The following is a 10,532-nucleotide window of genomic DNA, read 5'->3' on the forward strand; positions in this document are numbered from 1 at the left end:
CCGTCGCGCGTTCCATGATCGGATGGATTTCGGGCGGTGCGTTGTACGGCGGCTTGCCCGCCTTGAAATCGGCCTTGAATGCGTCGAGCTTGTCCTGAAGCGACATGATGGGTCTCCCGTTCGTTACTCAGTGGTATCGGTTAAGGTCGGCGAGCCGTGGGCTCGTCCTGGGTCTCATCATCGGAGAACGAGCGTCGCGCCGGTAGATAGCTCGGGCGAATAACACCCATTCTTCGAAGGCATGGGCGCACGAGGTTCTGCCAATATCAGGAGCGTGATTCACCGGCCTATCAGCGTTCGTGAAAGCGCTCAGACCGGCTTAAGGTGCCGTGCCTGCCAAAAACAGCGAGCGGCGACAAAGCGAGGGACGCCTCCAGGCGGCATGCCGTCCGACTGCGACCGGCAACCGGTGGTCATGTATGAACGACCGGTCTTTAGGGATTCGAATGGGTGTAACCGATCCTGACTTCCTGGCGCGTACCGAGCGTCAGATCCGCAGCCCAACCATACCGGCAACGATGACTGCCACAGGCCCGAACAAGCCTTGATGGTGATCCGGTTTTCCTTGCCCGTCGCCTTGTCTCTGGCCGACACGTGCAGGATTCCATTCGCATCGATGTCGAACATCACCTCGATCTGCGGCATGCCGCGCGGCGCAGGAGGGATGCCTTCCAGTTTGAACTCGCCGAGCAGCCTGTTGCCGCTCGCCATCTCGCGCTCGCCCTGATAGATCTTGATGCCGACTGCCGACTGGTTGTCGTCGGCAGTCGAAAAAACCTCCGAGAACCGGGTCGGTATGGTGGTGTTCCTTTCGATCATCCTGGTCATGACCCCGCCGAGCGTCTCGATGCCAAGCGAGAGCGGCGTCACGTCAAGCAGCAGCACGTCCTTTCGTTCACCGGACAGCACGGCTCCCTGGATCGCCGCGCCCACCGCGACCGCCTCGTCGGGATTGACATCCTTGCGGGGTTCGCGCCCGAAAAACGCCTTGACCGCATCCTGCACCCTTGGCATCCGCGTCATGCCGCCAACGAGGATGACGTCGTCGACCTTGTCCGTGGACAGCCCGGCGTCCTTGATCGCAATGCGGCACGGCTCCATCGTGCGCTCGATCAGGTCCTCGACGAGTGCCTCGAGCCTGGCGCGCGTGAGCTTCACGCTCAGATGCTTCGGCCCGGAGGCATCTGCCGTGATGTAGGGCAGGTTGATCTCGGTCTGCTGGCTCGAAGACAGTTCGATCTTCGCCTTTTCGGCCGCTTCTTTCAGGCGTTGCAGTGCGAGCACGTCCTTCGACAGGTCAATGCCTTGCTCCTTCCTGATCTCGCCGACGAGATGGTCGATGATGCGCTGGTCGAAATCTTCACCGCCGAGGAACGTGTCCCCGTTCGTCGACAGTACCTCGACTGTTTTTCGCCGCGCATGTCGGCGATCTCGATCAGGGATATGTCAAAGGTGCCGCCACCAAGGTCGAATACGGCGATCTTGCGGATACGGTTTTCCTGCCTGTCCAGACCGAACGCGAGGGCAGCTGCGGTCGGCTCGTTAATGATCCGCCTGACTTCGAGCCCCGCGATACGGCCCGCGTCCTTGGTCGCCTGGCGCTGGCTGTCGTTGAAGTACGCTGGCACGGTAATCACGGCTTCCGTGACTGGCTCGCCGAGGTAGTCTTCGGCCGTCTTCTTCATCTTGCGCAACACCTCTGCAGATACCTGCGGTGGCGCGAGTTTTTCGTCGTGGGCTTCGTCCCACGTGTCGCCGTTATCGGCCTTGATGATCCTGTAGGGCATCAGGCCGATGTCCTTCTGGACTTCCTTTTCCTCGAAGCGGCGGCCGATCAGACGCTTCACTGCGAATAGCGTATTGCGGGGATTGGTGATGGCCTGGCGTCTGGCGGGTGCCCCGACCAGTATCTGGTTGTCGTCGAGATACGCGACCACCGACGGCGCCGTACGGGCGCCTTCCGCGTTTTCAATTACTTTGACCTGCTTGCCTTCCATCAGCGCCACGCACGAGTGGTGGTGCCAAGGTCGATACCGATGATCTTGCCCATGATGTCTTTGCCGATGCTCAGTCTTTGCCCTGCGTTGCCCGCTCAGGCGGACGCGCTCTGCCGCCGTGCGGACACCCGTATCAATAATCGACTACCGGAGGCACGGCTGCCTTTGCCTCGTCTTTCGGCAGTTCAGCGACCACGGCGTCGGTGGTGAGGATCAGGCCGGCCACCGACGCGGCATTTTGCAGCGCCGTGCGCACCACCTTGGTCGGGTCGACCACCCCCATCTCCACCAGATCGCCGTAGGTGTCCGAAGCCGCGTTCCAGCCGAAATTGCCCGTTTCTCCAAGCACCCTGTTGACCACGACCGAAGACTCCTCGCCCGCGTTGGTGGCAATCTGGCGCAGCGGCTCTTCAAGTGCGCGCAGCACGATGCGAATGCCCGCGTCCTGGTCGGAATTGGCGCCCCGCACATCGCCGAGGCTGGCCCGGGCACGCAGCAACGCGACGCCGCCGCCGGGCACGATGCCTTCCTCTACCGCCGCGCGCGTTGCGTGCAGCGCGTCCTCGACCCGTGCCTTGCGCTCCTTCATCTCCACCTCGGTCGCGGCGCCGACCTTGATGACGGCAACGCCACCGGACAGCTTCGCAATGCGCTCCTGCAGCTTCTCCCTGTCATAGTCGCTCGTCGTCTCGTCGATCTGCCGACGGAGCGCCTGGACGCGCCCATCAATCGTCTTCCGGTCACCGGCGCCATCGATGATCGTTGTCGCCTCCTTTTCGATCTCCACCCGCTTGGCCCGTCCGAGGTCCTCGAGCTTGACGTTTTCGAGCTTGCCGCCCGTTTCTTCCGAGATGACCAGCCCGCCCGTCAGCGTCGCGATGTCCTCTAGCATCGCCTTGCGCCGGTCGCCAAAACCGGGTGCCTTCACGGCCACGGTTTTCAGGACGCCGCGCACTGAATTCACCACCAGCGTGGTCAGGGCTTCGCCCTCGACGTCCTCGGCAATGATGAGAAGCGGCTTGCCCGCCTTGGCCACCGCTTCCAGCACGGGCAGCAGGTCGCGGATCGACGAGATCTTCTTGTCGTGCAGGAGGATGTACGGTTCTTCAAGCACAGCGGACTGCTTGTCGGGATCGGTGATGAAATAGGTGGACAGCCACCCGCGGTCGAACTGCATGCCCTCGACGACCTCCAGTTCGCTTTGCAGGGATTTGCCCTCTTCGATGGTGACGGCGCCGTCCTTGCCGACCTTGTCCATCGCTTGCGCGATGAGCCTGCCGATCTCCTCATCTGCATTGGCCGAGATGGTGCCCACCTGCGTGATCTCGCGGCTGGTCGTGACCGCCCGGGAAAGCTTCCTGAGCGCCTCGACGATGGCTGCGGTGGCCTGGTCGATGCCACGCTTGAGGTCCATCGGGTTCAGGCCCGAGGCGACATACTTCATGCCTTCCCGGACGATGGCCTGGGCGAGCACGGTGGCCGTCGTCGTACCATCACCGGCAATATCCGAGGTTTTGGCGGCCACCTGCCTGACCATCTGCGCCCCCATGTTCTCGAACCGGTCGCGCAGCTCGATCTCCTTCGCGACCGACACGCCGTCCTTGGTGACGGTTGGTGCGCCGTACGCGCGCTCAAGGACGACATTTCGCCCCCTGGGGCCGAGCGTGACCTTGACAGCATCGGCAAGGATGTTGACGCCAGTGAGAATATGCTGGCGGGCGGGTTCGTGGAACCTGACATCTTTGGCGGACATTTCGCGCTACCTCCTGACCTGTCAAACGAAGCACAGTTGCACCGGGCGCGGGGCCTATTCGGCTGGGCCCGATGTGACCACGCCCAGCAGGTCGTCTTCGCGCATGGCCAGCAGTTCCTCGCCTTCAACCTTGACCGCGGTGCCAGCGTATTGGCCGAACAGTACGCGGTCTCCGACGTTCACGTCGGGCGCACAAAGGCGGCCGTCCTCAAGCCGCCTGCCGGGGCCTACCGCGATGACTTCCCCCTGGTCCGGCTTTTCGCTCAGCAGTCTCGGGGATGACGATACCGGCTGCGGTCGTACGCTCCTGCTGCACGCGCCTGACCACGACACGGTCATGCAAGGGCATGAGTTTCATGATCCTGCTCCCGTGACCGGTTCGCATATGGCTTCCAGACTGCGCGCGGGCCGGTCTGCCCGGGCTTTGTGCGATCGCACGGCTGACGGCCTGATCGAAGGGATCGTCGTGCACGCAACGGGATCGCTCGCGGGGAAGGTTTCCTCCAGCGCCTCGTCGAGCCTTCTGTCGACGTCATCGAAATGGCCTGGCGTCGTTCTCGCAGCGGTTTTCATCGTCGCCCTCCGTCATGGTTGGGACATTCCTGCGTCCGCGTTCAATCATGAACGGGCCGCGCCCCCTGTGGGGTATCGCGCCGCGTCGCCTCGTCAAAATCCCTGGAAAGCCCGGATGCAGGCGGCAGCGTGCCCCGCGCGATGTAACCGGCAGGCTCGACCGACGGCTGCGGTGTCAGCCGCAGATCACCGAGCCTCGCCCTGAGAAAAGCGTCGGCATGGGCAAGCCGGTGCCGGAGTTCCTCCTCCGTGATCCCCAGAACCTGTGCCGCGGCGGCTTCCGGCTGCGCTTCAAGACGGCAGAGCGTCACGGCACGACGCCATGGCTCTGGCAGCTCGGCGAGAAGTGCGGCGACCAGCTCGCGCAGTTCCCTCGAGATGACAGCGTCCTCAGGCGTGCCGTCCGTCGCCGGCACCACGTCCTCAAGGCGCAGCACTTCGTCGGGCTGCCAGTACTCGAACAGCAGCTCGTCATCGTCTTCACGCGGTTCGTGCAGCTGGACGGGCAGCCGGCCCTCAAGCGAGATGCACCGGCCTTCCTCGATCTGCCGATGTGCGACTTCTGCTTCAAGCAGTTCCAGGGCGATCTGGTAGAGCCACTGCAGCGGTGCGAGCCGGCGCGGGCGCTCAGCAAACCGCTCGCAGGCGCGCGCGAGCGCCTCGTCGACAATATCGTCGACCGACGGGTCGTCCGAAGCGAGATCACCCCGCGTCTGAAGATAGGCGAGTTCCCGCTGCACGAAGCGCTGGAGCGACGCGAGCAGCGGACGAACGGTCTCGCCGAACAGCGTGGACGCGGCGTCCGCCTGTTCGGCCACCGCCGTCCTGAGTTGCCGCAACCCGGCGCGCCGCTCCTTGCGACGCCAGGCGTCCTCGTGACGCAGGTGTGCGACGTGGCGTTCCAACTGCCGCTCCATTTCGTTGATGGCATGCTCGATCGCCGTCTCCGGCTCCGGCGCATCGTGGCCGCACGCAAGCGTTGCACCCGGCAGCACCAGCCTGAGCCGGGCGCGGTAGAGACTGCGATGCAGGCTCCTTTCCAGCGTCGCCTGCAGCCGTACCAGCCCGGACGGGAAGTGCGACAGATGGGGCGTCAGACGCCGATCCGTGAGCCGGCTGATCAGGTCTTCCAGCCCGGGGCGGGAAAGTTTCGCGACATTACGGTAACTGATCGCCGTTTTCATCTCAAACCTGTCCATGGCCCACCGCCTCAATGGTATCGCCCGGCCGTCCGCGACCCTACGCAGCACGCAGAGCCGGCATCCCCGGCGAGCAGGAATTTTCAGCGCATCCCGGCACCCCTTGATGCCTCGTCATCCGTGGCAGCCTTGCTTTACCGTCATTAGTTATCCTGCTTATGTTTGACACGCACATGAGAACCCACCCCTCACTCGATGCGCCCGAATCATCACCAGGCGCCCATCCTTATTCCGCCTCTCCTCAACCGGCGCCCGTCCTTCCATTGACGTCTGACTCCCGGCCCTCCAGAGCCAGATACGCGTCAGCCGCCACCAGCCCGAACACGATGTGATTAAGGAAACTCGCCCAGCCTCGCGCATCGGCAAACCACGGGAACAGATATGTCATGCCGTGGAAATTGATCACGTACAGGAGCACGCCAAATACCACACCCACCAGCGACGCCAGTCCGACGCTCGAATCCAGGCTGAAAGGTGCCATGATCACCGCGAGAATGACGGCGAAGAGAATTGACAGCACAAAGTGGGTGACCAGCGCCACCGCCACGACGCCCGGCGCGAATGGCGCGGCTTGCAGTGCGTCACGCCCCATCACGATCGCAGCAATCATCCGTAGCGGCGCCCACAGGGGTTGTCCAGCGACCCGCATGGCGAAGAGTTCGATCACCAGGAAAACCGCGCCTGCCACGCAACCGCCGATGAGGGCCGCCGGCCACTCAGGCATGCGGCGATCGAAATGGTGTGAATGCATGTGAAGTTCCATCATGACATCCTTCGGAACTGTGTACTCTGCTCACGTGCAGCCAGGCCGCGTCAGGCCGCCTCAGGAAAATCCGGCGGTGGCCCATCAAACGGGCGACGCTCGACCAGCCTGACTGCGTAGCCCAGCGCCTGTGCTTCGGCCTGCTCGCGACCACAGCGTCTGTGACGCTGCGGCAGGTGCCAGTCCACGTAGATCTCACCGTCGCGGGCGATCTGCGCGAACGCGGCATAGCCGGCTGCCGCAGGCGCCTCCGCGCAGGGCATGTTGCGCGCGTCGTGCACGAGGATCGTTCGCATACGAATCTCGTAGCCGTTGCACTGCTCGATTCTGACCGTCTTCATCGGATCATCATGTCATGACCTGGCTCAATGCCGCCGTTGCCGGGTGACGCCGGCGGCAATGCGAGCGTTCCGCACCTTGCCGCATTCGCCGGTGTGGTGAAAGGCGTTGATGTCGTATGCTTGCCCGATCACTACCCGGCTAGCGCCTGCGCATGCGCGATCTCAACTGCCGGATCGTGGAGCGCATCGCATTGACCTGTGCATGGAGCATGCGACGTGCGTGTTCCGGGAGCGGTCGCAGAACGTCGGCAAGGGAGGCCGTCGTGCGGTGGAGGCGCTCGAACAGACGGGAGTCCGAGCGTGGATGAAGGTTGCTCATCGTCTTCTCCTTAGAGGCAGCAAGGAAGAGAACGGGCTTGCGCGCTCCAGTTCGCCTGCCATGCTGCGGGGCAAACAAATCGAAACACGCAGTGTGCAACCCGTGGATCATGGGGCACACTGCCTGAGCTGGATATAACTTAGCTTCACTGATTAAAAATTTCAAGGTACATGTGACACTCAGATGCTTGACGCCGCTGCGCCGCATGTCAGCCCCCACGTCGGCGCTACAACCCTCTCTGCCCGCGCCTTCGGCGGAAAATCCTCAGAACTTTTCGCATCTGGCCAGGGCGACCAACGCAGCGGTGTGACCTGATGAGACCCCCCGTCCGCGTCCTGCCGGACGACGCCGCCCTTAACGGTGCCGTGTCACTGGATCGGCGGCGCCGTGCCCAGTTTTTCAGCGAGCATCCTTTCATATACGCCAAAGTGCAGATCCACCTCGGACTGCTCCACGGTCGTGACGATCAGGCTGATGTGGTCCGATGGCAGGCCGAGCACGCCCGCGATGAACGTTTCAAGTTGCGGCGCACAGATCTTGTCCTTCGCGACGGTCGTGCCGATCGTCACTTCGTAGATCTTTTCCTGCTGGCAGACCACTTCCACCAGACGCGCGCGGGCGCTCATGTTGTTGTCGACCGCGATGCGGACGACCTCCACCGCCTTGCGCATCGCTTCCGTCGGAAAGCCCTTCGTGGAGCGCAGCCGCACGCGATGCGGGCCCAGCGTCAACCAGTCGGTATCGAATTCCATGACGTCCTCCCATCGTCAAACCACCTCGTCAGCGATGATAGGAGCGGACCAAAAATTTTCAAGATCAGGCTCGCTTTTGCCCCTTGAAAATTTCACCGGAGGACCTATCTTAGGTTTCGCTCAGGCAGATGTGCGGTGCTTGTTGGTTCCCTGGCGGCCGCACGCTGCGTGTTTCGATTTGTTTGCCAGCGCTGGCAGGCGAACTGGAGCGCGTAGGCCCGTTCGCCTCCATGCGTGATTCGAGGAGGACAGCATCATGAGCGATCTTTATTCCGGCACCGACCTGTTCAGCGAGTTCGACCGGCTGCAGCGGCAGATGGCCAGTCTGTTTAATACGTTCCCGTCCAGCATCCGCGCGAGCCGGTTTGGCACCTTCCCGGCCGTCAACATCGGCGCGACCGACGATTCCATCGAGATCGTCGCGTTCGCGCCGGGCATCGACGCCGCCGGACTCGACGTGTCAATCGACAAGGGTGTGCTGAGCATCAGCGGTGAGCGCAAACCGTCCCGGCAGGACGTGAATGATGACACCCGCATCTACACGCAGGAGCGCTTCACCGGCGCATTCCGGCGCGTCATCGAACTGCCGCAGACGGCCGACCCCGACAAGGTTCAGGCCCGTTATGAGAACGGCTGCCTGACGATTACTGTCGGTAAGCGCGAGTCGTCGAAGCCACGTGCCATTTCCGTCCAGTAACCCGGGAGCCGATCATGAACGACACCACAGAACTCACTCAACGCGATCAGTCTGCACTCGCGCGACGGGAGGCCGAACAGTCCGCCCGCCGCATGACGATTACCCCTGCTGTCGACATCTTTGAGGATGGCCAGGCCGTGACGCTGTGGGCCGATCTGCCCGGCGTCACCAAAGACAAGCTGGATATACGGGTGCACGACGGCAACCTCTCGATCGAGGCGGAGGCAGTCGTCCCGACGCCTGCCAACCTGCGCCTGCAGCATGCCGAAGTCCGCGAACCGCGTTTCGCACGCACCTTCACGCTATCACCGGACTTCGATACCTCGAAGATCGAGGCGAGTCTGCAGGACGGCGTCCTGAAGCTGACCATCCCGCGCCGCGAGGAAGCGCGTCCACGGCGCATCGAGGTCAAGACGGGCTGATGCGCCAGTGGTGAAAGGGTTGGGCGGCGGCAGTCTCGCGCTGCCACCGCCCGCACGCTGGAAAGGGAGGTTCGATGCCTGAAGAGACACATCATGCATGGAAAGGCCGTGAGATCCGGATCTGCACGATCCCCGTGCGTTACATCGGGTCGCGCACATCAGCGCCTGATGGCTACGTCGGCATCGTGCGCATCGAATCCGACGGCACTGTCCTCGCCGACTGGCATCTGCCACGCTTTGGCGAGCGCTGGGCGAGCGCTGGCGAAGCGCGTCAGGCTGCGTTCGAGTACGTGGTCAAACTCGTTGATCGAGGTGTGTTTGGCGCCCCGGCCGCACTCGATGCTGACGCGTAACGGCCGAAGGCTCGACGCAGCAGCTTCACACTGAAACGGAGAAAACGATGGATACCGATCTGCAAAAGTGGAACCCGTTCAGATTCCTGCGCAAGGACAGGACGAGCGCAAACGGGAAGGCGAAACCCGCGGACACGGTGGCGCCGTCATCGGAACGGAACGACGTCGCGCGACTCGTGCATGCCGATCCCTGGCGCGTGATGCATGAGTTCCTGAACGACCCGTACGCGGGGTTCGGAGCGCTTGACCGCTGGTTCGGCGACTTTGCACCGGCACGTTTCCAGCCACATATCGATGTCGTCGATGAGGGTGACGCACTACGGGTGACGGCCGAACTGCCAGGCGTGGAACGCGAGGACCTGCATACAACGGTTGAAAACGGCACCCTGGTGCTGCGAGGCGAAAAAAAGCAGGACGTGCGCAGTGAGGAGAAAGGCTGCTACCGGCTCGAGCGAGCCTATGGGGCATTCCTGCGCACGGTTCCGTTGCCGGAGGACATCGACGTCGACAGGGTCGACGCGCGGTTCGACAAGGGCGTGCTGAACGTGCGTCTGCCCAGGACGGGCACCGCGCGCTCGACCGCGCGCAAGATCGAGATTCGCCAGGGGAAATAGCAGATGCTGCAGATGGTGCAGATCGTGCGCTCAGGCCGTGCCGCGATTGGCGGCCGGTGGCCGCGAGGCGGCGCCGGCAGCCCCATTACCACTGCGACGGCCGGGGAGAAATTACCTGACGTTGACAAAACTGCAGGCGGCCCGCCCGTCGCAGCCGTTGCCGCCGTGGTTGCAACAGGCGGCAACGCCGTGCGGACGGCTCCCGAGCGGGTGAGGGAAAAGCGGCCATTTCGGCACGCCTGATGCTTCGTGCCGCGCAGGATCGGGACGATGATGCTGGCAAATGACTACGCTGCTGCTGGTCGAAGACGACCCCGCAATGCGCGACCCGATGCGCATGCTCCTGGAGCACGCCGGCTACCGCGTGATGGTGGCCGGAGACGGAACCGCCGCGCTGGCCGCAATGGATGGCGTGCGCCCGGACGCGGTTATCACAGACTGGTCGATGCCAGGGCGTTGTCACGTTAAGTTGCTGGCAACGCGGTATGCAGAGGAAGCACATCCGCTCAGAAAGCGAATGGATTTTGGGCGAACTCGTTGAAGCGATGCCACGCCGCAAAACGTTGGCCGAGTTGTTTGCGGTAGAGGGAGGCGCGCAGTAGATGGCGCTTGAGCGCGAAGTGCTGCCGGATCGGCCCGAAGCTCGACAGGAAGACCTGCGTACGTTCAGCATCGCGGAAGCCGCGCATGCGGCGCTCCCGTTCACGCGTGGGCTGATGACCGTTTTCGGCTCGGTTGTTCAACCGGGC

10 protein-coding genes and 4 pseudogenes are annotated in these 10,532 nt (G+C 63.2%); 5 read left to right on the forward strand and 9 right to left on the reverse strand.

Translation table 11 applies throughout. From position 1 onward, the window contains the following. The 8 genes and pseudogenes from GCT13_RS45380 to GCT13_RS45420 all read right to left on the reverse strand — a co-directional run. Positions 1–106 (reverse strand): annotated as a pseudogene (locus tag GCT13_RS45380) (peroxiredoxin-like family protein); the annotation flags it as partial. Positions 107–513: 407 nt separating this feature from the next. Further along, a pseudogene (dnaK, locus tag GCT13_RS45385) lies at positions 514–2,050 on the reverse strand (molecular chaperone DnaK); the annotation flags it as partial. A gap of 80 nt (positions 2,051–2,130) precedes the next feature. Then, on the reverse strand, positions 2,131–3,750 hold the full coding sequence (gene groL, locus GCT13_RS45390) for a chaperonin GroEL (protein WP_152768183.1): 1,620 nt from the start codon (positions 3,748–3,750) through the stop codon (positions 2,131–2,133). A gap of 54 nt (positions 3,751–3,804) precedes the next feature. Next, positions 3,805–4,108 (reverse strand): annotated as a pseudogene (locus GCT13_RS45395) (co-chaperone GroES). A gap of 256 nt (positions 4,109–4,364) precedes the next feature. Continuing rightward, a complete protein-coding gene (locus GCT13_RS45400; RefSeq protein ID WP_227747368.1) occupies positions 4,365–5,522 on the reverse strand; it encodes a sigma factor-like helix-turn-helix DNA-binding protein in 1,158 nt (385 codons plus the stop codon). Positions 5,523–5,763: 241 nt separating this feature from the next. Beyond that, positions 5,764–6,285 carry a hypothetical protein gene (locus GCT13_RS45405; RefSeq protein ID WP_152768192.1) on the reverse strand — a complete coding sequence of 174 codons (522 nt, stop codon included), beginning with the start codon at positions 6,283–6,285 and terminating at the stop codon, positions 5,764–5,766. A gap of 50 nt (positions 6,286–6,335) precedes the next feature. Further along, on the reverse strand, positions 6,336–6,626 hold the full coding sequence (locus GCT13_RS45410; RefSeq protein ID WP_152768184.1) for a hypothetical protein: 291 nt from the start codon (positions 6,624–6,626) through the stop codon (positions 6,336–6,338). Positions 6,627–7,313: 687 nt separating this feature from the next. Continuing rightward, positions 7,314–7,697, reverse strand: coding sequence for a hypothetical protein (locus GCT13_RS45420; RefSeq protein WP_152768185.1), 384 nt, complete (start codon positions 7,695–7,697; stop codon positions 7,314–7,316). 256 nt (positions 7,698–7,953) lie between these two features. Between GCT13_RS45420 and GCT13_RS45425 the strand changes: the two genes are divergently transcribed. The 5 genes from GCT13_RS45425 (at position 7,954) to GCT13_RS45445 (ending at position 10,324) form a co-directional block, all read left to right on the forward strand. Next, positions 7,954–8,394 (forward strand): Hsp20/alpha crystallin family protein, encoded by a 441-nt coding sequence (locus GCT13_RS45425; RefSeq protein WP_152768186.1) that lies wholly within the window; start codon positions 7,954–7,956, stop codon positions 8,392–8,394. Positions 8,395–8,408: 14 nt separating this feature from the next. Continuing rightward, positions 8,409–8,816, forward strand: a complete 408-nt coding sequence (locus GCT13_RS45430; protein ID WP_152768187.1) for an Hsp20/alpha crystallin family protein — start codon at positions 8,409–8,411, stop codon at positions 8,814–8,816. Positions 8,817–8,890: 74 nt separating this feature from the next. Next, entirely contained in the window at positions 8,891–9,169 is a 279-nt protein-coding gene (locus GCT13_RS45435; RefSeq protein ID WP_152768188.1) for a hypothetical protein, read from the forward strand. A 47-nt stretch (positions 9,170–9,216) separates the two neighbouring features. Continuing rightward, on the forward strand, positions 9,217–9,783 hold the full coding sequence (locus GCT13_RS45440; RefSeq protein ID WP_152768189.1) for an Hsp20/alpha crystallin family protein: 567 nt from the start codon (positions 9,217–9,219) through the stop codon (positions 9,781–9,783). A 283-nt stretch (positions 9,784–10,066) separates the two neighbouring features. Next, entirely contained in the window at positions 10,067–10,324 is a 258-nt protein-coding gene (locus tag GCT13_RS45445; RefSeq protein ID WP_152768190.1) for a response regulator transcription factor, read from the forward strand. On the opposite strand, the pseudogene GCT13_RS45450 reads toward GCT13_RS45445, so the two are convergent. Next, positions 10,290–10,532 (reverse strand): annotated as a pseudogene (locus tag GCT13_RS45450) (IS6 family transposase); the annotation flags it as partial. The gene GCT13_RS45445 and the pseudogene GCT13_RS45450 overlap by 35 nt on opposite strands.

It is taken from the genome of Paraburkholderia franconis, assembly GCF_009362735.1.
Taxonomy (GTDB): Bacteria; Pseudomonadota; Gammaproteobacteria; order Burkholderiales; family Burkholderiaceae; genus Paraburkholderia; species Paraburkholderia franconis.

Excerpts from the sequence above, each read along its gene's own strand:
- groL (WP_152768183.1), bottom strand. The coding sequence starts at position 3,750 with ATGTCCGCCAAAGATGTCAGGTTCCACGAACCCGCCCGCCAGCATATT.
- GCT13_RS45400 (WP_227747368.1), bottom strand. The coding sequence starts at position 5,522 with ATGGACAGGTTTGAGATGAAAACGGCGATCAGTTACCGTAATGTCGCG.
- GCT13_RS45405 (WP_152768192.1), bottom strand. The coding sequence starts at position 6,285 with ATGGAACTTCACATGCATTCACACCATTTCGATCGCCGCATGCCTGAG.
- GCT13_RS45410 (WP_152768184.1), bottom strand. The coding sequence starts at position 6,626 with ATGAAGACGGTCAGAATCGAGCAGTGCAACGGCTACGAGATTCGTATG.
- GCT13_RS45420 (WP_152768185.1), bottom strand. The coding sequence starts at position 7,697 with ATGGAATTCGATACCGACTGGTTGACGCTGGGCCCGCATCGCGTGCGG.
- GCT13_RS45425 (WP_152768186.1), top strand. The coding sequence starts at position 7,954 with ATGAGCGATCTTTATTCCGGCACCGACCTGTTCAGCGAGTTCGACCGG.
- GCT13_RS45430 (WP_152768187.1), top strand. The coding sequence starts at position 8,409 with ATGAACGACACCACAGAACTCACTCAACGCGATCAGTCTGCACTCGCG.
- GCT13_RS45435 (WP_152768188.1), top strand. The coding sequence starts at position 8,891 with ATGCCTGAAGAGACACATCATGCATGGAAAGGCCGTGAGATCCGGATC.
- GCT13_RS45440 (WP_152768189.1), top strand. The coding sequence starts at position 9,217 with ATGGATACCGATCTGCAAAAGTGGAACCCGTTCAGATTCCTGCGCAAG.
- GCT13_RS45445 (WP_152768190.1), top strand. The coding sequence starts at position 10,067 with ATGACTACGCTGCTGCTGGTCGAAGACGACCCCGCAATGCGCGACCCG.